This window comes from Rossellomorea vietnamensis (genome assembly GCF_001305855.1).
GTDB lineage: Bacteria > Bacillota > Bacilli > Bacillales > Bacillaceae_B > Rossellomorea > Rossellomorea vietnamensis_A.
Window position 1 is genome coordinate 26,808 of sequence record NZ_LIXZ01000016.1, and the last position, 22,839, is coordinate 49,646.

The 22,839-nt window shown below is 43.7% G+C and carries 21 protein-coding genes; 18 read left to right on the forward strand and 3 right to left on the reverse strand.

What is annotated here, in order from left to right; all coding sequences use genetic code 11:
• The first annotated feature begins 121 nt into the window (after window positions 1-121).
• From AM506_RS17095 to AM506_RS17115, 5 genes are all read left to right on the forward strand, one after another.
• Window positions 122-1,087, forward strand: a complete 966-nt coding sequence (locus AM506_RS17095; protein WP_060673695.1) for an ABC transporter permease — start codon at window positions 122-124, stop codon at window positions 1,085-1,087.
• A 15-nt stretch (window positions 1,088-1,102) separates the two neighbouring features.
• Window positions 1,103-1,981 (forward strand): carbohydrate ABC transporter permease, encoded by an 879-nt coding sequence (locus AM506_RS17100; RefSeq protein ID WP_060673696.1) that lies wholly within the window; start codon window positions 1,103-1,105, stop codon window positions 1,979-1,981.
• A gap of 28 nt (window positions 1,982-2,009) precedes the next feature.
• Window positions 2,010-3,623 carry an ABC transporter substrate-binding protein gene (locus AM506_RS17105; protein ID WP_060673697.1) on the forward strand — a complete coding sequence of 538 codons (1,614 nt, stop codon included), beginning with the start codon at window positions 2,010-2,012 and terminating at the stop codon, window positions 3,621-3,623.
• 64 nt (window positions 3,624-3,687) lie between these two features.
• Window positions 3,688-5,205 (forward strand): glycoside hydrolase family 32 protein, encoded by a 1,518-nt coding sequence (locus tag AM506_RS17110; protein ID WP_060673698.1) that lies wholly within the window; start codon window positions 3,688-3,690, stop codon window positions 5,203-5,205.
• Window positions 5,198-6,157, forward strand: coding sequence for a carbohydrate kinase family protein (locus tag AM506_RS17115; protein WP_060673699.1), 960 nt, complete (start codon window positions 5,198-5,200; stop codon window positions 6,155-6,157). The genes AM506_RS17110 and AM506_RS17115 overlap by 8 nt, the downstream gene beginning before the upstream one ends.
• Before the next feature lie 182 nt (window positions 6,158-6,339).
• On the opposite strand, the gene menC is transcribed toward AM506_RS17115, so the two are convergent.
• From menC to AM506_RS17130, 3 genes are read right to left on the reverse strand one after another with little or no spacing between them, the layout of a single operon-like run.
• The gene (menC, locus tag AM506_RS17120) at window positions 6,340-7,485 is read right to left on the reverse strand and encodes an o-succinylbenzoate synthase (protein ID WP_060673700.1); all 1,146 of its coding nucleotides are present in this window, start codon (window positions 7,483-7,485) and stop codon (window positions 6,340-6,342) included.
• Between the two features lie 2 nt (window positions 7,486-7,487).
• Window positions 7,488-8,618 carry a M20 peptidase aminoacylase family protein gene (locus AM506_RS17125; RefSeq protein WP_060673701.1) on the reverse strand — a complete coding sequence of 377 codons (1,131 nt, stop codon included), beginning with the start codon at window positions 8,616-8,618 and terminating at the stop codon, window positions 7,488-7,490.
• 13 nt (window positions 8,619-8,631) lie between these two features.
• Window positions 8,632-9,429, reverse strand: coding sequence for a MurR/RpiR family transcriptional regulator (locus tag AM506_RS17130; protein WP_060673702.1), 798 nt, complete (start codon window positions 9,427-9,429; stop codon window positions 8,632-8,634).
• Between the two features lie 118 nt (window positions 9,430-9,547).
• On the opposite strand from AM506_RS17130, the gene AM506_RS17135 reads away from it, so the two are divergent.
• From AM506_RS17135 to AM506_RS17195, 13 genes are all read left to right on the forward strand, one after another.
• Window positions 9,548-10,966: a YfcC family protein gene (locus tag AM506_RS17135; protein WP_060673703.1), complete on the forward strand. Its 1,419-nt coding sequence runs from the start codon at window positions 9,548-9,550 to the stop codon at window positions 10,964-10,966.
• Between the two features lie 272 nt (window positions 10,967-11,238).
• The gene (locus AM506_RS17140) at window positions 11,239-12,243 is read left to right on the forward strand and encodes a LacI family DNA-binding transcriptional regulator (RefSeq protein ID WP_060673704.1); all 1,005 of its coding nucleotides are present in this window, start codon (window positions 11,239-11,241) and stop codon (window positions 12,241-12,243) included.
• A 29-nt stretch (window positions 12,244-12,272) separates the two neighbouring features.
• A complete protein-coding gene (locus AM506_RS17145; protein ID WP_060673705.1) occupies window positions 12,273-13,223 on the forward strand; it encodes a sugar kinase in 951 nt (316 codons plus the stop codon).
• Between the two features lie 19 nt (window positions 13,224-13,242).
• A complete protein-coding gene (gene hxlB / locus AM506_RS17150) occupies window positions 13,243-13,788 on the forward strand; it encodes a 6-phospho-3-hexuloisomerase (protein ID WP_235576141.1) in 546 nt (181 codons plus the stop codon).
• A gap of 38 nt (window positions 13,789-13,826) precedes the next feature.
• A complete protein-coding gene (allD, locus tag AM506_RS17155; RefSeq protein ID WP_060673708.1) occupies window positions 13,827-14,840 on the forward strand; it encodes an ureidoglycolate dehydrogenase in 1,014 nt (337 codons plus the stop codon).
• Window positions 14,841-14,952: 112 nt separating this feature from the next.
• Window positions 14,953-15,948: a TRAP transporter substrate-binding protein gene (locus AM506_RS17160; RefSeq protein WP_060673801.1), complete on the forward strand. Its 996-nt coding sequence runs from the start codon at window positions 14,953-14,955 to the stop codon at window positions 15,946-15,948.
• A 69-nt stretch (window positions 15,949-16,017) separates the two neighbouring features.
• The gene (locus tag AM506_RS17165; RefSeq protein ID WP_060673709.1) at window positions 16,018-16,494 is read left to right on the forward strand and encodes a TRAP transporter small permease; all 477 of its coding nucleotides are present in this window, start codon (window positions 16,018-16,020) and stop codon (window positions 16,492-16,494) included.
• A complete protein-coding gene (locus tag AM506_RS17170; protein ID WP_060673711.1) occupies window positions 16,494-17,768 on the forward strand; it encodes a TRAP transporter large permease in 1,275 nt (424 codons plus the stop codon). The genes AM506_RS17165 and AM506_RS17170 overlap by 1 nt, the downstream gene beginning before the upstream one ends.
• Before the next feature lie 37 nt (window positions 17,769-17,805).
• Window positions 17,806-18,825 (forward strand): zinc-binding alcohol dehydrogenase family protein, encoded by a 1,020-nt coding sequence (locus AM506_RS17175; RefSeq protein WP_060673712.1) that lies wholly within the window; start codon window positions 17,806-17,808, stop codon window positions 18,823-18,825.
• Between the two features lie 54 nt (window positions 18,826-18,879).
• Window positions 18,880-19,539 carry a bifunctional 4-hydroxy-2-oxoglutarate aldolase/2-dehydro-3-deoxy-phosphogluconate aldolase gene (locus AM506_RS17180; protein ID WP_060673714.1) on the forward strand — a complete coding sequence of 220 codons (660 nt, stop codon included), beginning with the start codon at window positions 18,880-18,882 and terminating at the stop codon, window positions 19,537-19,539.
• Window positions 19,540-19,557: 18 nt separating this feature from the next.
• Entirely contained in the window at window positions 19,558-20,628 is a 1,071-nt protein-coding gene (gene uxuA / locus AM506_RS17185; RefSeq protein ID WP_060673716.1) for a mannonate dehydratase, read from the forward strand.
• A complete protein-coding gene (locus AM506_RS17190; RefSeq protein WP_060673719.1) occupies window positions 20,628-21,476 on the forward strand; it encodes an SDR family oxidoreductase in 849 nt (282 codons plus the stop codon). Before uxuA ends, AM506_RS17190 begins: the two co-directional genes overlap by 1 nt.
• 582 nt (window positions 21,477-22,058) lie before the next feature.
• On the forward strand, window positions 22,059-22,766 hold the full coding sequence (locus tag AM506_RS17195; RefSeq protein WP_060673720.1) for a polysaccharide deacetylase family protein: 708 nt from the start codon (window positions 22,059-22,061) through the stop codon (window positions 22,764-22,766).
• Window positions 22,767-22,839: the final 73 nt, after the last annotated feature.

The following is a 22,839-nucleotide window of genomic DNA, read 5'->3' on the forward strand; positions in this document are numbered from 1 at the left end:
ATTAAACTATTTCATCCGAAAAAAGTAAACGTTTTCATATCAGGGTTCTTGTAAAGTGAAAGTAACAGAAATGAGAGAATCAAAGGTTCTAAACAACCTGATTACTAAGGAGGTCAAAAGATTGCAAGAACTTGCCAAAGCGGATGCATCAGTCATATCGGAAACAAAAAAGGATTCAAAACTCAAAACCAAGCTCCATTATATGAGGAAGAACTATATTCTCTATTTGTTTCTTGCACCGGCCATCATTCTTACGATCATTTTCAAGTATGTCCCGATGTACGGGGCGTCCATCGCATTTAAAGATTTCAGTCCCATCAGGGGGATCAATGGCAGTGAATGGGTGGGATTGAAGCACTTTTCGGACTTTCTATCGTCACCGAATTTCATGGATATCCTGGTCAATACGCTGAAATTAAGTTCTTTCGAGCTGCTGATCGGGTTTCCGATTCCGATCATTCTTGCACTCATGCTGAATCAGCTCAGAAAGGCAGGGGTGAAAAAGAATTTGCAACTCATCCTGTATGCACCACATTTTATTTCGGTCGTCGTCATCTCAGGGATGATTTTTCTCTTTTTATCACCTACAGGCCCAATTAATGCGATGCTTTCGGTATTTACAGATAAGCCGATTTCGTTCATGTCTGATCCCGATGTTTTCAGAAGTATCTATATTTGGTCAGGGGTTTGGCAAGGTGCAGGGTGGGCATCGATCATCTATGTGGCAGCACTCGCTAATGTTGATCCCCAATTGCACGATGCAGCAACCGTTGATGGGGCGTCCCTGTTGCAACGCATCTGGCATATCGATCTTCCGACGCTGAAGCCTGTCATGGCTGTGCTGTTCATCTTGGCTGCTGGAGGCATCATGGCAATTGGATTTGAGAAAGCCTATTTATTACAAACGTCTATGAATCTGCCATCCTCGGAAATTATTTCGACTTATGTATACAAGCGGGGGCTGCAGGCAGGGGATTATTCATTCGCCACGGCGGTCGGGTTGTTCAATGCTGTTATCAATGTCATCTTGTTGGTATTCGTTAACCGGGTGGTCAAGAAATTAAACGAAGGCGAAGGTCTTTTATAGAAAGGAGGAAACGAAGTGTACCAATACACTAGGAGTGATAAGTTCATTCTTTTCATCAACAAAATCCTGCTTGGGGGAATCGTGATCATCGTTTTGTTTCCTTTGATATACGTTCTATTATCCTCGGTTCTTGAGCCGAATGTTCTGGTGAAAAAGGGATTATCCATTAGCGGATCTGACTGGACTCTTGAAGGATATAAACGAATCTTCGAAGACGGAACCATCGTTAAGGGGTTCATTAACTCGATTCTCTACTCTGTGGGATTCACCCTCATCACCGTGAGTGTCTGTATCTTTGCAGGGTATTCCCTTTCGGCTGAAGGGCTTGTTGGGAAAAAGTTCATCATGGTGTTCTTTCTCATCACCATGTTCTTCAACGGTGGATTGATCCCTACGTATATGGTGGTGAAGGACTTAGGGATGCTGAACACGATTTGGGCAATCATCCTTCCCAATGCCATCAACGTCTGGTTCATTATCCTGGCAAGAACGTATTTCAAATCGATTCCGAATGAGTTGAAGGAAGCAGCACGGATCGACGGGGCATCGGAGTTCAAGATTTTCTTGAACATTGTGTTCCCGCTATCAAAGCCAATTATCTTTGTGATTGCTCTCTATGCGTTCATCGCTCAATGGAATTCGTATTTTGATGCGATGATCTATCTTGAAGACCGGGATTTATACCCGCTACAGCTTGTCCTGCGCTCGATCCTTATCCAGAATGAGGTGCAACCTGGAATGATCGCTGACCAGCAGGCTGCTGCGGAAATGCAAAGAATTTCAGAGATGATCAAGTATTCATCCATCGTATTAGCGAGCTTGCCGCTGATCATTATGTATCCATTCTTCCAGAAATACTTTGAAAAAGGTGTAATGGTGGGGTCTTTAAAATAATCTAATTTTTATCAATGGGGGTTTAACAATGGGGAAAAAAACGAAGACAATGTCGGCAATTCTAATGTCAGGCATACTGCTTGCATCAGGATGCAGCAACAACAGTGAAAGTGCTTCTTCTGAGAATTATGAACTGGAAAATGTGAAGTTTCCGTTAGAGGAACAGGTGACGTTGAAGATGATGACATCCAGCTCACCACTTGCTCCGGACGATCCAAATGAAAAGCTGATTTTTAAAAGGCTCCAGGAAGAAACGGGAGTGAAGATCGATTGGACCAATTATACGGCGGGGGAAACATTCAATGAAAAACGGAACCTGGCCGTGGCTAGCGGCGAGCTTCCAGACGCGATCATGAATGCAGGATATAGTGATTATGAGTTGTTGAAGCTTGCGAAGGATGGCGCGATTGTTCCTGTGGAGGATCTGATTGATGAGCATATGCCTAACCTGAAAAAGGTGTTGGAAGATGCGCCTGAATATCGCTCGATGATGACGGCACCGGATGGACATATTTATTCCTTCCCTTGGATTGAAGAGCTTGGTTCAGGGAAGGAAAGCATCCACTCCGTCGATGACTTTCCTTGGATCAATGTTGAATGGCTGAATAAATTGGGTCTTGAAATGCCGAAAACAACCGATGAACTTAAAGAAGTCCTGAAAGCATTCAAGACGCAAGATCCAAACGGGAATGGAGAGGCAGATGAAATCCCGATGTCCTTTATCATCAACCATGGAGGTGAAGATGTATCCTTCTTGTTTGGTTCATTTGGACTCGGGGAGAACTGGGATCACACTGTCGTCACAAATGACGGCGAAGTGAAGCTGACAGCAGCCGAAGAAGGGTATAAGGATGCCATCAATTATTTAAATGAATTATATAAAGAAGATTTGATTGACGTAGAAGCCTTTGAACAGGATTGGAACACCTACCTGTCGAAAGGGAAAGAAGGACGCTACGGCATGTACTTCACATGGGATAAAGCGAACATAACGGGTATGAACGATCAATACGACCTCATGCCGGCCCTTGAAGGACCTGATGGAACGAAGAATGTGGCAAGAACGAACGGAATGGGGTTTGACCGGAACAAGATGGTCATCACGAGTGCGAATGAGAACCTTGAATTAACGGCGAAATGGATCGATCAATTCTATAACCCGCTTCAATCGGTTCAAAATAACTGGGGAACCTACGGAGATGACAAACAGCAGAACATCTTCGAAATGGATAATGCCAGTCATTCATTAAAACATCTTCCATTGGAAGGAACGGCTCCTGTTGAGCTCAGGGAAAAGACATCCGTCGGCGGACCACTGGCAATCTTGGACGAATACTACGGAACCGTGACGACGAAACCGGAAGATGCTGCCTGGAGACTGGGGCTCATGAAGGATGTCATGGTACCGGATATGAAGGCGGAAAACATCTATCCTAAAGTATTCTTCTCCCTTGAGGAACTAGATAAGCTTTCGAAGATCGAGACCGACTTGCTTGCTTACGTGCAGCGTAAAAAGGCGGAATGGATCACCAACGGGAAAGCCGATGAAGAATGGGCGGATTACTTGAAAGAACTCGATCGCCTCGGGTTACAGGAATGGTTGAAAATTAAGCAGGATGGATATGACCGAAACCAATCATAATTAAATTCAGGCTGTACCTTGCTCAGGCAATCGTGCAGCCTTTCTAATGCAGAGGAGAATTCTTATGACGAATAATTATCAAGAAAAAATGAGCCTTTATTCAGAAACCTATCGTCCGCAATTTCATTTTACCCCGAAGGAAAAGTGGCTGAATGATCCGAATGGGATGGTCTATTTTGAAGGGGAGTATCATCTCTTCTTTCAATATCATCCACATGGAACCACATGGGGGCCGATGCACTGGGGGCATGCAGTTAGTCATGATTTGCTCCATTGGGAGGAGCTGCCGATCGCTCTTTATCCTGATGAGCACGGTGCTATTTTCTCTGGAAGCTGCGTGGTGGATTGGAAAAATACAACAGGGTTCTTTGAAAAGGGGAATGGGGGGCTTGTTGCCATTTATACAAATGCTGACACTTATCCCGAATCAGATCGTCCAAGGCAAAGACAAAGCCTTGCGTATAGTCACGATAACGGCAGGACATGGGAAACATATGAGGGGAATCCTGTCCTATCAGATGAAGACATAACCGATTATCGGGATCCTAAAGTATTTTGGCATGTGGAATCCGAACGTTGGGTGATGGTGCTTGCGACGGGTCAAACGATTACCATTTATACGTCACCTAACTTGATTGACTGGGAGTTTGCCAGTGAATTTGGCCAGAACGAAGGGGCCCATTTCGGAGTATGGGAATGCCCGGATCTGTTTCCACTAATGGTGGACGGAAATCCAGATCATATGAAATGGGTGATGCTGGTGAGCATCGGTGACAATCCTGATTTCAAAGAAGGGTCTAGGACGCAGTACTTTGTTGGGGAATTTGACGGCAAGACCTTCCTCAATCATCATGATGCGGACGCGATCCTATGGCTTGATCACGGAAGGGACAATTATGCCGGAGTAAGCTGGTCCGATATCCCTGAAGAGAACGGGAGAAGGATCTATCTTGGCTGGATGAACAACTGGAGGTACGCAAACCAGGTTCCGACAGAAACGTGGAGAGGGGCCATGACGCTTCCAAGGGAACTGACCTTGATTTCTACTGCAGGTGGCGTGCAGCTTTTACAAAAACCAGTATCCGAGATCCATTCAATCAGAAAAGAATCAAAGGTCACTAAAGTAATAGAGTTAACGGAAGAAGCGTACTTAGTGGAAGGGAATCACGAATTAATGGAAGTGAACCTCGTTGTAACGTTGGAAGCCGCCAAGGAATTCAACTTGGCTATCCACCATTCATCAGAGGAGAAAACCAACATTCGATATAATCGAATCACCCACTTGTTATCGGTCGATCGCACTCAGTCAGGCGAAATCGGGTTTTCGGAGTCATTTCCGGCAATTTCCGAATGTCCTGTGGCATTAATGGACGATACGCTCAGCCTTCAATTATTCCTGGACTCATCTTCCTTAGAGGTATTCGCAGAGGGAGGACGGGGAGCTTTAACCAACCTGATCTTTCCAAGAGGCATAAATCATACCCTTTCACTCACTGCCATAGGAGGGGGGGCCCAAGTTGAAGAGCTCTCGGTTACAGAGCTATCCTCTATCTGGGAGAAGGGAGTTTGTGCATATGAATAAATCATCGATCCTGTGCGTCGGTGAACTGCTCATCGATTTCTTTTGTGCTGATATCGATACTGACTTGGCCCATGGCCAACATTTTTCAAAGCAAGCAGGAGGTGCGCCTGCCAATGTGTGTGCTACCATCACTGTACTTGGGGGACGGGCCAGATTCCTTAGTAAGGTAGGAAATGATCCCTTTGGCTACTTTCTGAAAGAGACCATGAGGGATCTTACCATTGATCATTCCTCCATCCTCGTGGATCAGCATCATCCTACGACTCTGGCATTTGTATCATTAAAAGAAGGTGGGGAAAGAGATTTCGTGTTTAATCGAGGAGCGGACGCCCATCTGAACAGGGAAGAGCTCCATGAAAGCAGCTGGAGAGAATCTTCCATCATTCACTTCGGATCCGCAACCGCCTTACTGGATGATCCCTTCAAGTCTGCATACCAAGCCTTCATCCAAACAGTCAAAGAAGCAGGGAAGTTCGTCTCCTTCGATCCGAACTTTCGAAGCGACTTATGGAAAGGGAGAGAACGGGACTTCATTGAGATGGCAGAGCATTGCATCGGTCAAGCTGACTTTGTCAAAGTGAGCGAAGAAGAATGTAAAATCATCTCGGGGTGCTCCCATCTATCAGATGGAGTCAACTACTTTCATAGACTGGGAGCAAGCGCCGTAGCCGTCACCCTGGGGAAGAATGGAACCCTGGTTTCAAACGGGAAAGAATCGTCTACAGTCCCAAGCATACTTGTCCATTCCGTCGATTCAACAGGGGCAGGAGATGCATTTGTCGGGGCAACCCTGCACCACCTCAACCAATATCAGGATCCGAAAGCACTCCTTGAGAATTTCGAAGAATTAAAGAACGTCATTTCAATCGCCAATCGGGTTGGAGCAACTGTTTGTACAAAAATAGGGGCGATTAGTGCGATTAGGGAATTAGGAGAAGAGGTTTTTTTGTAGGTGATTGTGTTGGTAGAGTGGGGGGGTTCCCACTCTACTTTTTTTCTTTTACAGGGGGAAAACTCCTAATAAAAACCTCCATTGTACGCTGAGGTTTACTGGGAAAGTAGAGTAAGAACCGTACCCTTTCTTCCTTCGGTGATTACCATCCCTTATTGATTGTTTTGAATACAGTATAATTTCTAACTTGGAATCGGATGTGCAGAGTAGGCACTTGTAAAAGATTCCCTTTGAATGAGTTTCTCTTTCAGGGAGGTTCTGCAGACTGCTGAACCAATACCGTCCCCTTTAGGAATGCGAATGTACCCTTCATCCATTACGATATCTTCCGTAATAATGTCCTCTTCCCAATAGTGGGAGGAGGGGGCAGTGTCGCCAGGGATCGTAAAGTTTGAAAGAGTAGTCATGTGGAGGTTATGAGACCTCCCGACCCCGGTTTCAAGCATTCCGCCACACCAGACAGGTATCTCGTGTTCTTTGCACAAGTCATGAATTCTAATGGATTCCTGCAGTCCACCGACACGGCCGATTTTGATATTGATGATTTTACAGCTGCCCAGTTCAATTGCTTTTCTGGCGTCGTCATACGAGTGAATACTTTCATCAAGACAGATCGGTGTTGATATTTCTTTCTGAAGAATACTGTGGTCAATGATGTCATCGTGAGCAAGTGGCTGTTCTATCATGAGTAAATGAAATTGATCTAATTGTCTTAAATGCTCCGTGTCGCTTAGTGAATAGGCAGAGTTGGCATCAGCCATTAGGTTGATATTAGGGAATTCGTCTCTAACTTTCCTGATATAGTCGATGTCTGCACCTGGGGCAATTTTAACTTTAATTTTATGAAAGCCATCATTTACATATTGAGCGACTTTTGAAACCAATTCTTCAGGTGAATTCTGAATCCCAATACTTTTCCCAACAGCAATGTCTTTTTTTTCTCCTCCTAATAGTTCATATAGCGGTTTATTATTTTTCTTACTAAATGCATCCCAAATTGCTGTTTCGATTGCTGATTTGGCGATGTGATTCCGGCGTACGAAGGAAAGCATATGGTGAACTTCCTTCGGATGACTGATTTCTTTCTTGATCAGCTTAGGAATAAGGAAGTCTTTCAGGATATACCTCGCCGTTTCAGTCGTTTCTTCATTGTAATAAGGTTCATCGCTTGTGACGGTTTCTCCCCATCCGGATATACCGGATTCATCTATGACTTCTACAAGGCAGACCTCCTTTGTCTTAAGAGTTCCAAAGCTTGTTGTAAAAGGAGATTTTAGAGAGACGTTAATTGTATGAAGAATGACTTCTTTAATAAAAACAGGTTTCACTCTTATCCATCCTTCCTTGAATGAAGTTTCACAATTTCAGTCAAGATCTCAATTCCATTAAACAATGAATCCTTTTCAAACTCCATATCGGGATGGTGGAGACCGGGTTTTAAATCACAGCCCAGTCCTACCATAGTGGCTTTAAGATGAGGTTTTTTAATGGTGTAAAAATGGAAGTCATCCCCGCCGGGTGTCACGAGAGGAGGGTTTACTTTCTCCTCACCCAAAACATTGACGATAGCCTTGTGTGCATAAGCCTGTGCTTCATCACTTACCTCTGCCGCAGCGATACCGTAATCCTTCGTTACTTCAATAGGCACTCCATATAATTCACTGGTGGTATGAAGGATCTCGGTTACTCTCTCATGCAGTTCCTCCATGAGGTCATTGGTCTGGGAACGCAGGTCAAGACCGATGGAGGCACTGCCTGGAATAATGTTCAGGTTCTTTCCTCCAGCATGAAATTTCGTCACTTTGATTGAGTGGGCAATGCTTGGGTTTAAATGAATCGTATTTAAAGCATTCAGGATGTGATTCCCGATCTCAATGGCATTGTGAGTCAGGTGAGGACGGGCTCCATGTGCATCATCTCCTCGTATTTCAAAAGCCAATGAACCTGTTGCACCGTGGAGAATAGAAGGAGTGGCGAAACCATTCGAAGTCTCCTGAATCGGACGCAGGTGAATCCCGTATAAGTAGTCTATTTCATCGGCAGCTCCTTTTTCTACCATTTTCAATGCGCCAGCCCCTACTTCTTCAGCAGGTTGAAAGATAAAGCGGATGCCGATATTGTCTTTTAAATCTTCCTCCCCCTGAATTTTCCACAGGACCCCAAGTACCATGGTCATATGGGCGTCATGGCCGCAGGAATGATTGGCCTGCAGCTCGCCGTCTACCTTTTGCCATAGGGCATCGATATCTGCCCTGATGCCGATGATCGGAACGTCTCCACTAAAGTTTCCATAATCTCCAATTACCCCGGTACAGTCTTCGAACGTTTGTACACGGCAGCCGGCTTTTTCAAGGGTGTTTTGGATATAGGTGGTGGTGTTCGTTTCCTCCCAGCTTATTTCAGGATGGGTATGCAGGTAATCAAAAGTATTCTGGATCTTCTCTTTAAATGGTGCTTTCATGTGCGTTCTCCTCTCATTTTATATAATAGGTGTTGGCTGGATTGACAAAGTCCATTTTTCCTGTCTTCTGAGCAATGTGTAAAAGTAGTGCGTTCAACACTGAAAACGTGATGGGACCCTTCTCAAGTATAGATTTCTTAGCTGAATGAATAGTAAGAACATAATCACCATATTCAGCAATGGGGGAGAGCTTGGAATCGGTGATGATAATAATCTTGTTTCCCTTTTCTTTCGCCTCCTTTGCAAGTCTGATCCCCTCTAAGGCATAACGGTAATAAGAAAAAATGATTACCGTATGATCGCTCCCTTTATTCGTGAATCCGATATCTGTTTCCGGCCGGTAAAGAGAGGTGTTATCAAGTAAATGATGCAGCAGGAAATAGAACCAGTGGGCATAGGAAAAAGAGTGGTAATAGCCGACTATGCTGGTGGATGACGATCGAACGAGACAATCAACGATTTGCTCGGCAACCTTCCAATCTATGTTGTGGGAGGCGTGATGGATGTTTTCCTCATCTAATTGCATGATCCGTTCAAATGAATTCACTTGGTTGTGTTCGTTATTCCTTTTAGGCGGTTTTAAAGATAAAAGACTTTGTTGTACATCCTTTTGTAATTCCCCATACCCTGCATAGCCTATTGCTTTGCAAAAGCGGATGACCATGGTTTCACTAACATCAATGATTTCGGCTGTTTTTTTCGCAGGGTGAGTGGCGAACAGAACAGGGTTTGCTCGTAAGGATTCTGCCACCTTTTTGAGTCCATTTGTTAATTGGTGGTAGTGTTTCTGAGTGTTTTCTAAATAAGCCATCATCATATCTCCAGTAAAATAAAGTTTTTAAATTATTGTTGTTAATTTAAATTGTATGATTTATTATGGTGGTAGTCAACAGAATATTCAGAAGATTAAAAAGAGGAGGCCGAAAGCGATGGAAATTCAAACAGCCACGTCAAAAGAAAAGAAACGGAAGTGGGGAATCCCCGATGCTTATGTTATCTTGTTCGGGATCCTTGTATTGATTGCTATCATGACTTACATAATTCCTGCTGGAGAGTTCTCGAGAGAAGAAGTGGACGGCATTACAATGGTTGTGCCGGATAGTTATCAGAATGTGGACTCATCCCCGGCTACATTGATGGATGTTTTCTTGGCGATTCAAGAAGGAATGATCAGCTCTGCGCCGCTGATTTTCTTGGTATTAATCATTGGAGGAGCGTTCGCAGTCATCGAATCAACGGGAGCGATTGATGCACTCATTTTTAAAACCATTGAAAAGACAAGGAATAAAGAACTACTTTTGATTGCCGGTGTCAGTATTTTATTTTCTGTCTTTGGAGCACTAGGGATCATCGTCAATGCGGTCATTGCGTTCATACCTATTGGCATTATCCTTGCACGTTCCATGAAGCTTGATGCCATCGTCGGAGTATCCATAATCTATTTAGGAGCGTATGCAGGTTTCAACACTGCTTTCTTAGATCCCCTGACTACAGGAACAGCTCAACAAATTGCCCAGCTTCCACTGTTTTCCGGTATCGGCTATCGAGTTATCATTTACCTTGCTATATTGATATCAACGGTGACGTATGTGGCTTGGTACGCAAAGAGAATAAAGAATGATCCTTCCAAAAGTGTTTTAGGAAAGAAGCCATTCCCGAAAATTGATCAACAGGATGAAGTATCGGAGAAGCAGGAAATAACGGGACTGCACAAGCTTGTCCTGGCATGGTTGGTTGTTGGAATTGGCATTTATGTCTTCGGTGTGTTTCAGTATAAATGGTCATTAAATGAAATGGCTGCCATCTTCCTGATTATTGCTGCAGGTACAGCCCTTCTGGCGAAAATGAGTCCCAATAAACTCGTATCGGAATTCTTTGAGGGAGCGAAAGGATTAGTTTACGGGGCACTTATTATCGGGATGGCCCGCTCCATCGTTGTCATCCTGGAAGACGGGAGGATTCTTGATACTGTCGTTGAAGGGATGGCTACTATGATGACCCCCTTCACAAGCGTGGTAGGAGCGTTGGTCATGTTCATAGCCAATTTAATCTTTAATATTCTCGTTTCCTCAGGAAGTGGCCAAGCCGTAATTGTTATGCCGATTATGACACCACTTGCAGACTTAATGGAAATTCCCCGCCAAGTGGCGGTTCAAGCTTACAAAATGGGTGACGGATTCACGAATACCATCACACCAACCTCTGGAATCCTCATGGCAAATCTGGCGATAGCCGGAATATCCTGGACGAAGTGGATTCGATTTATGATGCCTTTATTGTTGATATGGATCGTGCTTGGTTCTATTTTTCTAACGATTGGGGTTATGATGAATTGGGGGCCGTTTTAAGGTCATTCACTATAAAATAATTTAAAGACATTGAAATGCTTTTCCTAATAGCGAAGGAGGAGGCATTTCTTTGTCTTTATTCAAAAAAATTTATAAAATTCAAAAAACCTATTGTAAAACGCTTTCATTTTTCTTATAATTGAAAAAAACAACAACTAAACCGATTTAGTAAACCGTTTTACTAACTTCAAGAAAATAAGAACTATGGTACAGTCAAAAATTTTTCCTTTATTACTAAACCGATTTAGTAAAAAGGATATGGAGTAGAATTCATGAAAAAAATTACAATTTCAGACGTGGCCCAGCATGCAGAGGTTTCAAAAAGTACAGTCTCACAGTATTTGAATAAGCGATACGATTACATGGCGCCAAAGACAAAAGAACGTATTAAAAAGGCAATTGAAGAGTTGGGGTATCATCCAAATATTGTGGCCAGAAGTTTAAAGCAGAAGTCGACTTCTACTATTGGTGTGATTGTCGCAAATATTCTACATACTTTTTCAACACAAACGATTCGTGCCGTGGAGGACATCTGCAATGAAAAAGGCTTCCATATCATTGTATGTAATGCGGACGATAACCCTGAAAAGGAAAGAAAGTATATCGAAATGTTGAGGGCAAAACAAGTGGACGGTCTGATCATCTTTCCGACTGGGGGGAATATTGACCTTTACAATAATATGGTCAAAGAAAAATATCCCCTGGTGTTTGTGGACAGGATTGTGGAGGACCTGAAAACCTCATCCATTATGCTTGATAATGAAAGCGCTGTAAAAATGGCAGTAGATCATTTTGTGAAGAAAGGATATGAACGTATCGGCATCATGACCACTTCTTTACAAAGACATGTAACACCACGGGTGGAACGGATTAATGGCTTTAGGAAAGCATTGAAAGAGAGTATGAGCCCTGTACGGGAAGAATATATTAAATCTTTAGAACTTGAGTGGATCCAGGAGGGGCTTCATGAAATGCTTACTTCTGATGAACCTCCCCAGGCATTAATTGCCGGAAATGACTTAACGTTAATCGAGATTTTAAAGTACATAAAGTCACATGGGCTCACTATACCAAAAGATTTAGCTCTGATTGGTATTGACGATGTATCCTTTGCCAGCTTGTTCACACCGGAACTGACAACGATCGCTCAGCCGACATACGAAATGGGAAAACAGGCAGCCGAATTATTACTCAATAAGATTAAAGACCCGGACTTTATCGAAGAGAAGCAAATTTATCGATTTCAGCCGGAACTGATGATTCGGCAATCATGCTGAAAACAATCACGAAAGAGGGGGTTGACACTATGAAAGAGGTCATTACCATTGGTGACGCCATGATTACAATGAATCCGACATCAAAAGGACCGATGCGGTTTGTTCATTCATTTGAACGAAATGTAGGGGGAGCGGAATTGAACGTCGCCATCGGCTGTGCAAGGCTGGGGCTGGATACGGGGTGGATCAGCCGATTGGGGAACGATGAATTTGGCCGCTACATCCAGCACTTTGTAAGGGGAGAAGGGATCGATACTTCCCAGCTGAAGTTGGTGGAAGGATATCCGACCTCGGTCAATTTCAAAGAAGTACTGGAAGATGGAGCGGGCAGGACGTTCTACTACAGGCTGAATTCCCCTACGCTGACGCTGACGCCTGATAGTCTGGAAGAGTCCTATATTGCCCATTCGAAAGTGTTACATATAACAGGTGTTTTTCCAGCAATCGATGAAAAGAATGTTGACGTCATTAAGCATGCCATCACATTGGCGAAGCGGAATGGAGTCCTCGTCTCCTTCGATCCGAATATCCGGTTGAAATTGTGGAGCAAACAAAGGGCGAAAGAAGTATTATCAGAATTCCTTCCTTTTGTAGATATTTTACTGACGGGCGTAGAGGAGGCTGAACTACTGTTTGATACTAGAGACGAGAAGGAAATCATTGAAAAGTCGAAGCTATTCGGCATTTCCTATATTGCTTTGAAAAAAGGAGCTGAAGGTTCTGTTGGATACCACAAGGGTGAATTCATCCATTCAGATCCTGTCCCCCCCAGAAAAGTGGTGGACACTGTAGGAGCGGGTGATGGCTTCGATGCAGGCTTTCTATATGGTGTCCTGCAGGGATGGCCGTTGGAGAAGATCCTGAGGTTTGCCAATACAATCGGCTCTATGGTGGTCAGTGTTTCAGGGGATAATGAAGGTCTCCCTTATCTTGAGGATGTACGTATTCAACTTGGGGAGAAAGAGTTTATCGACCGCTGATGAAAGGGGAGCTTGATGGATGATGAAGAAGCTGATTGAAACGGTCCTTCAGGAGAATTCACTCGTGCTGCATGCGATTGATATAGAAGAAACGGAGGATCTTGTGAAGAAGATCAACGGTGCAAGACGCATTTTTCTTTATGGAGAAGGACGTTCGGGGTTAATGGGGAAGGCATTTGCCATGAGACTCATGCACTGTGGATACAATGTGTACGTCATTGGTGAGACGGTTACACCGAGTATCGAGAAAGGTGACCTCCTGATCGGGATCAGTGCATCGGGTACGTCGACTTCTCTTGCCAATCATTTCACTAAGGCGAAAGAAACAGATGCTTATACCTTTTTAATGACAGCTTCTGCACAACATGGGTTATGGACGGATGGAACACTGGTGATACCGGCAGCTACGAAACACCGCAGGGAGGAAGAGCCTGCCACCATCCAACCCCTTGGAAGCCAATTCGACCAAAGCGCTCATCTGCTGATGGATGCCATCATCCTTGCCCTTTTAGAAGGGAAGAATCGTCATCATGATCTGTTAAAAAGGCATGCGAATATGGAATAGCAAGGGGTATTTTATTCTACAAAATGGTGGTGAGGATAATGGGAGAAGTAAACGTATCACATGAGGAACTGAAGGAATTGGCAGGAGCTAAACTTGTTGGTGCCGGGCTTTCTTTACAACAGGCAGAAACAGTTGCCGATGTCCTGGTACATGCAGATCTCAGGGGTGTCCGTTCCCACGGTGTATTAAGGACGGAACACTATGTCAGACGGCTGGATGAGGGTGGACTGAATAAGAACCCGGCCTTCTCCTTTGAACAGACCGGTCCTTGTTCAGGTATCTATAACGGGGATGACGGCCTCGGTCATGTAGTAGCAAAGAACGCGATGGAAGAAGCTATTAAACTGGCAAAGCAGAACGGAATCGCCATGATCACGGTCACAAACAGCAGCCATTGTGGGGCATTATCTTATTTTGTCCAACAGGCAGCACAGCAAGGACTGATTGGTGTAGCCATGACGCATACAGATAAGATCGTGGTGCCCTTTGGCGGGGCAGAGCCCTTTCTGGGGACGAATCCCATCGCATATGGATTCCCTGCAAAACACCATAAACCGATCATTTTAGATATGGCTACAAGTAACGTTGCTCTCGGGAAAATCCTTTATGCAAGGGAAGCGGGGACACCCATCCCAGACGGATGGGGAGTCGATGAAGATGGAAACTCTACCACAGATCCCCATAAAGTAAACGCTTTAACCCCTTTTGCAGGGCCAAAAGGGTACGGACTAGGAATGGTGGTCGACATCTTCTCAGGATTATTAGCCGGAGCAGCCTTTGGACCACATATTTCGAAAATGTATGGTGACTACAACAAATATAGGAAACTAGGTCACTATGTTAGTGCCATCAATCCCTCCTTTTTTACAAATGAAGAAGATTTCTTAAATGGAATAGACGGGATGATTGAGGAAATTCATCAGGTCAAACCGGCAGAAGGATTCAAGCAGGTATTCGTGCCGGGAGAACCTGAACAGCTGTTGGAAGAAAAGCATCTGGAAGAAGGAGTTCCCATTCCAGAAACCGTTTATCACTACTTACGGTCAGAATAATGAGTCGATATTCTTGAAAGGAGTGATTCAAGAGAGGGGAATTTCCAGGGGAAGAAATAACTCTTTTACGTGTATGTTCACGGCGGAAATCAAATACAAGGGGGAAAAGAAAATGAAAAAACTTAAATGGATGGCCATGTTTACTGCAATCATCTTGCTACTTTCAGCTTGTGGGTCTGAATCATCTTCAGGAAGCGGCGGAGAGAAAAAAATTAAGTGGAAATTTGGACATTTGGCGGATGAAAATCATATTTGGCATAAAACAGCTTTGGAGTTCGCAGATTTAGTGAAAGAAAAGACCGACGGACAGATTGAAATCACTGTATATCCAAGTAATCAATTAGGCGGGGAAACAGATACGATCAATAGCATCAAAGCTGGAACGGCCGATCTGGTCATTTCAGGGGAAACAATGGCGAACTGGTCTCCAAAGGCTGCTTTAATGGCGGTTCCATATGCGTTCAGAGATGCGGATCACTTACAAAAAGTGGTGGAAGGGGACATCGGTAAGGAGATTGAAGAAGAAATCAAAGAAAAGGTAGGCTTAACGCCCTTGTATTACCATACTCGTGCACCTCGGAATTTAACATCCAATAAGCCGATCAGCACACCTGAGGATCTTAAAGGATTCAGCATGCGTGTTCCGAATGTTCCATTGTTCCTGGATGCATGGAAAGCGGCAGGGGCCAAGCCACAAGTCATGGACTTTAATGAAGTATTCACAGGATTGCAGCAAAATGTAATCGACGGCCAAGAAAATCCTGTCGACCTTATTCACAGCGGTGGATTGTATGAAGTGCAAAAATATGTAAATGAAACAGAACATGTGTATTCCTGGATTTACATCCTAGTTGGAAACAAGCAATTCGAAGCTTTAAGTGATGAAAATAAAAAAGCTGTTAAAGAGGCTGCCAAGGAAGCTCAAGTGTTCGGTGAAGATCTCTTTGACAAAGAAATCAAAGAATATGAGCAGAAGCTGAAGGATGAAGGCATGAAATTCAATGAAGTCGATCAAGATGCCTTCCGTGAAGCGATGAAACCGGCCATCAAAGAGAGCTTAACGGACGAACAGTACGAATTATATGAAGAAATATTAGCAGTAGAATAAACATAAGAGGCATATGTGAAACGTTCGATGTGAAGCATATGCCTTCTTTTAAGAAAGGAGTGGGGATGAGTGAAAGGGACAAATATCCTTACAAGGACGCTGGAAGCAGCCACGATCCTATCGTTTCTTGGTGTGATTGTCGTAGTGCTGATACAAATCCTTTCCCGTTACTTGCCATACACAGCTGTTTGGACAGAAGAGTTGACCAGATTCCTGTTTATCTATTCGATTTCCTTTGGGGCACCACTTGCCCTGAAAAATAAAGAATTCATCAGTGTCGATATCTTAACGGGATTATTGCCTCAAAAAGTACAAGAATATTACGAAGCATTCATTTACTTAGTCGTTGTCGTTCTTTCCTTCGTCATTGCCTATCACGGGTATACATTCATCGAAGTAGGAAAAGGGCAGACTTCTGCCACGATGGCCGTAGATATGTCGGTCATCCATGCGAGCATCGCGATTTCTTTCGTTTTTATCGCGATTTATGCCATCTTTCACGTTATTAACGTATTCATCAGTCCTAAGGAAAGGAGTGAAAGCTGATGTTAGCAGTCATTCTATTTATTTCATTTTTAATCTTAATTTTTATTAGTGTTCCCATCGCTTTCAGCTTGGGGATCTCCTCGATCATTTATCTGCTTATGGCAGACATTCCTCTTTCCATCGTCCCACAGAAAATGTTTGCAGGGCTGAATTCTTTCGTATTGTTATGTATACCTGGGTTTATCTTGGCAGGTAACTTAATGAATGCAGGGGGAATCACGGAGCGGATTATCGGCTTTACCAATAATTTCGTCGGTCACATCAGAGGTGGGCTAGGCTTAGCGAATGTAGGGTCTTCCATGGGATTTGCCGGCATCTCGGGTACAGCCTTAGCTGATACTGCAAGTATCGGGGCTGTAATGATTCCAGCTATGAAAAAAGAGGGTTATGATGCCGACTTTTCTGCAGCCGTTACATCGTCATCATCTACAGTGGGACCAATCATCCCGCCGTCTCTCCCTATGATCATTGTAGGGACACTTGCAAGCGTGTCAATCGGAGATCTCTTCTTGGCGGGCGCCGTTCCAGGGGTCCTTCTTGGACTTAGTTTAATGGCCGTTACATATGTTATTTCCGTGAAACGGAAATACCCAAAAGGAAAACGACAGCCCATCCGTGTAATCGCTAAATCGTTCACAGGTGCTTTCTGGGCATTGCTCATGACACTGGTCATTTTGTTCGGAATTCTTGGCGGCTACTTCACCCCGACAGAAGCATCGATTGTAGCCGTTGTGTATGCGTTGGTTGTCGGAATGTTCGTCTATAAAGAGCTTAAGCTGAAGGATCTCCCTAAGATTCTATTAGATTCGATGGTCAGCACAGCATCCATTATGTTTCTCGTAGGATTTGCCAATCTGTTCGGCTGGATCCTGGTCAGTGAGCAGATTCCGATTCTTGTAGCGGATGGAATTCTGGGAATTTCAGAGAATCCGATTATCGTCATTTTATTAATCAACTTACTCCTGTTGTTTGTAGGGACGTTCATGGAAACAATCGCAGCGTTAGTCATTTTATTCCCAGTATTGTTACCGGTCGCTTCAAGTGTTGGAATGGACCCGGTTCATTTCGGGGTGATGATGGTGCTGAATCTGGTCATCGGACTATCGACGCCGCCCGTTGGTGTGTGCCTATTCGTTGCCTCCAGTATCGGAAAGGTATCTATCGGGAAAACATCCAAGGCGCTTCTGCCATTCTTAGGGGCAAGTCTCGTCGTATTGTTGCTGGTCGCCTTCGTTCCTCAAATCACTCTGTTCTTACCAAGTTTATTTAAGTAGAGAAATCAGTCTTTACATGAAAGGGAGTTGCTAATCGATGAAAGCCGTTCAAGTCACCGGACCACACCAACTGAACATTGTGGAAAAAGATAAACCGGTCATCACAGCGAAAGAGGAAGTGCTGATTAAAGTGAAAATGGTCGGGATATGTGGTTCTGATATCCACATCTATCACGGTACGAATCCCCTTGCCACTTTACCGAGAGTCATCGGGCACGAAGTAACGGGTGAAGTAGAGGCAGTCGGTGAAGGAGTAGATGGATTATCGGTAGGAGATAAAGTCGTCATAGAGCCCATTGAGTCATGTGGACATTGCTATGCGTGCCGGACAGGTAGAGGAAATGTGTGCAGTAACTTGGAAGTTTACGGCGTCCACCGAGACGGTGGTATGCAGGAATATATGGTGATGCCGCAAAAGCTGGTTCATAAAGTGAACGATGAGCTGGACTGGAAAGAGTCCGTCCTGGTCGAACCGTTCACGATCGGCGCACAGGCCAACTGGCGGGGTGATGTCCGCTCAGGGGATACTGTCTTTATTATGGGGGCAGGACCAATCGGACTTTGTTGCCTGAAAGTCGCTAAAACGAAAGGGGCCACCGTGATCATCAGTGATTTAAATGAGAACCGGCTTGGATTTGCAAAGGACTGGGGGGCGGATTATACGATTGATGCCTCCCGGACGAATGTTGCAGAAGAAGTTATGGATATCACAAAGCAGGAAGGTGCAAATGTCGTCATCGATGCGGTATGTCTGCCACAAACGTTTGAACAGGCAATTGAAGTGGCATCAGCAGCGGGCAGGGTGGTAGTCCTCGGATTTGATGAAAGGCCGTCACAAATCAAACAGCTACCCATTACTAAAAAGGAAGTCACGATCACAGGCTCCAGACTGCAAACGGATCAATTCCCGGGGGTCATTGAAATGTTTAATGACAAGACACTGGACACCGACGGAATGGTCACTCATGTATTTCCACTGGAACATATCCATGAAGCGATTCAGTTAATAGAGACTTCTCCCCAGGAAGTCAGGAAAGTGGTCATTTCATTCGAATAGTAAAAAAAGACTCAAATGAAGGAGGGGAAGTTACGTCATATTACGTAACAAACTATGATTAAAAAAATCGATATATTAAACCGAATGCTTGAGTCTGGAGTAGTAGCCGTTGTGCGTGCAGAAAATAAAAGCGATGCAGAAAGAATATCGAGTGCTTGTATCCAAGGCGGGATAAGTGCCATTGAAGTTACTTTTACAGTACCGGGAGCAGAAGAGGTGATTCGTTCCCTGAAAGAAACCTTCAGACCCGAAGAGCTCATCCTTGGAGCAGGAAGCGTCCTTGATAGTGAAACAGCAAGAATTGCTATTTTAGCTGGAGCTGAATATATTGTAAGTCCCTGCTTTGATCGGGAAACTGCCAAACTGTGCAATCGTTATGGTGTTCCTTATATGCCAGGATGCATGACCATCACCGAAATGAAAACAGCGATGGAATATGGGGCGGATGTAGTAAAACTGTTTCCAGGCAATACGTACACACCTTCAATCATCAAATCCATTAAAGGTCCACTTCCGCAGGTGTCTGTGATGCCTACTGGTGGAGTGAACTTGCAAAATGCAACAGAGTGGATCAATAACGGGGCAGTAGCTATCGGAATCGGAAGTGACCTCACAAAACCCGCGTCTCTGGGAAACTATGATGAGGTGACAAAACTGGCAAAACAATATTGTGAGATTGTGAGAGAAGCAAGAAAAACAAAATTATATACATAGGAATAGGGGGTTCGATCAATGAAAATGACATTTAGATGGTATGGAGAAGGAAATGACAGCATTTCTCTTGCACACATCAAACAAATTCCCGGGGTTGAAGGAATTGTCTGGGCATTGCATGATGTTCCCGCAGGAGAGGAATGGCCACAGGAGAGAATTGAAGAAGTAAAGAACCAAGCAGAAAGAAATGGGCTGAATATTGATGTGGTAGAAAGTGTAAACGTCCATGAAGATATTAAACTAGGTTTGTCTTCCCGTGATACCTACATTGAAAACTATAAGAGAACGATCAAAAAACTGGCAGCTGCTGGTGTTAAAGTAATCTGCTACAATTTCATGCCTGTCTTTGATTGGACAAGAACTGAATTGTTCAAGGAAATGGAAGACGGATCGACTGCATTATTTTTCGAGAAGGTAAAAGTGGAGGATATGGATCCATTCGAGTTGGTAGATAAGATTTCAAAGAACTCTTCTTTCACCATGCCCGGCTGGGAACCGGAAAGATTGTCGAAGCTGAAAGAATTGTTTGAAGCGTATCAAAACGTAACAGAAGAGGATTTATTCCACAACCTTGAATATTTCTTGAAAGAAATCATTCCGGTTGCTGAAGAACACAACATTAAAATGGGCATACACCCTGATGATCCCCCTTTCTCCATATTTGGATTGCCAAGGATCATCACCAATAAAGAAAACATTAGAAGAGTCCTTTCACTTGTCGATAGTCCTTCCAATGGAGTGACACTCTGCAGTGGGTCCCTTGGGGCTAATCCCGATAATCGGGTAGCCGATATGGTCAGGGAGTTCTCAGATCGAATCCCGTTTGCTCATATTCGAAATGTAAAGGTATATGAGAATGGTGATTTCATTGAGACTTCCCATCGATCAAGGGATGGCTCTGTCGATATACTGGAAATCATGAAAGCTTACCATGAAAAAGGCTTTACGGGTTATGCAAGACCAGATCATGGAAGACATATCTGGGGAGAAGAGTGCAGACCTGGCTATGGACTTTATGACCGAGGATTGGGAATCATGTACCTCTGGGGAATATGGGATTCACTAGAACGCGCCGGGAGGAATGCCTAATGCTTCCACAGCATGAAAACCTGAAGGGGAAAGTTGCAGTCGTTACTGGAGGAAGCGGGGTTCTTTGCAGTTCGATGGCCAAGGAACTGGCGCGCCAAGGCGTGAAGGTAGCCATCCTGAATCGATCGGCAGAAAAAGGAGAAGAGGTTGCCAACGAAATTAGGGACGCTGGTGGAGAAGCAATCTCGGTCTCCTGTGATGTACTTAATGTGGAAAATGTAAGGCAAGCCGAAAAAGTGATTACGGAACAATTGGGGACCTGTGACATCCTAATCAATGGTGCAGGAGGAAACCATCCCAAGGGTACAACTTCTACCGAAACATTAAACATGGAAGATCTTGAAAAAAGGGATGTGACGTCCTTCTTTGACCTATCTCAAGAAGGTTTTGGATTTGTTTTTGATTTGAATATTCTTGGGACACTCATCCCTACTCAGGTATTTGCCAAGAACATGATGAATCGTAAAGGGGCAGTCGTCATTAATATGTCGTCCATGAGTTCACCCTCACCTATGACGAAGGTACCCGCCTATAGCGCAGCCAAAGCAGCAATCGACAACTTTACCAAATGGCTTGCTGTTCACATGGCTGACTCCGGTATTAGAATCAACGCCATTGCTCCCGGTTTCTTTTTGACGGAGCAAAATAAGTCTTTATTAACACATGAAGATGGCAGCCTAACAGATAGGTCAGACAAAATCATTTCCCATACCCCCATGCGAAGATTCGGTAAACCAGAAGACTTATTAGGTACACTTCTATGGCTCGTTGATGAGGAAACCTCTGGATTTGTAACGGGAATAACTGTTCCTGTGGATGGTGGATTTATGTCTTACTCAGGGGTTTGATCAATATTAAAATGGATTGTGTATGGAGAGTAAAATGTAGTAGTTACTGCTATAAGGTTGGTTAAGGGGAAGGACAAATCTATTTTATTAAGAAATTATTTGGTATAGAAAGAGATTAAACCATTATTTTGGAGTGAGTGAGGCTCATTTAAATTAATAGTAAGCAGGCAGCCTAGTTCCCGTTAATACCCTATACATAGTTAATGCCATCCTCTTAGATAATGAAGGATGGCATTTTTTATATGATGAAGCATTGGGAGGGAGAAGTTGTTTGTGGGGGAGTTGGGTAAAGGGGTAAAACAAGAATCATGGTTATTCCAGATACCTTTGTTTATGTTTTCCCCCATTTTGAATGATTAGCTTTTCGGATAAGGTAGAATGAGCTTCACTCCAGGTTTGGGAGTGGGGCTTTTTTGAAGCTATTATTTTGAAGTATGATAGAGGAGGGGATTCTCATGCTTCACCTTGGTAAAAAGGAAGCAAAAGAACCGTCCCTATGCTTCATACGAAGAAATTCACTTACACTAAAAGAGGCAAGTTTGAAACTGCAGTAACAAAATTAAAAAGGGGAATCGAAAACGGATGAAAAAGAAACTCCTATTTATTTTCACGGCCATTTTAATCATTTTCTTCTTATTATTCGGTGCGTTTAAATTGATGAATGCAAGAACGTTTCAATTATTCGGAGGGCTGACAGAAAAAGTGGAAACCGATCAAAAAGTGGTGGCTTTAACGTTTGATGACGGCCCAACAAAGAATGTGGATGACATCATCCCATTGTTAAAAAAGTATGATATTAAAGCCACGTTCTTTTTGATCGGGAATGAAATGGAAGAGAATCCTGAAGAAGCAGAGAAACTAGTAAATGAAGGTCATCAGATCGGAAACCATACGTATTCTCATCACCGAATGATTTTGAAATCACCGTCGTTCATTAAAGAAGAAATTGAAAAAACAGACGATCTCATTCGGAAAGCAAGTTATACAGGAGAAATTGACTTTCGCCCGCCAAACGGGAAAAAGATTATGGGACTGCCTTATTATTTATCTAAGCATAATCGAGACACGATTATGTGGAATATCGAACCGGATACCTTCTATACGGATGCTGAGGATCAAATTGAATATGTGAACGACAATGTTACACCGGGTTCCATTATTTTAATGCACGCCATGTATGACAAAACGGGTGAGGAAATGAGAGTTCTGGAAGGGATCATACAATCATTATCAAATCAGGGATATACATTTGTCACGGTTAATGAGCTTCAGGAATTGAAGGGTAACTAGGAAGCACAGGGACGGTTCTATTGCTCCGCTTTGCTCAAAAAGGAAGCACGAGAACCGTCCCCATGCTTCCTTC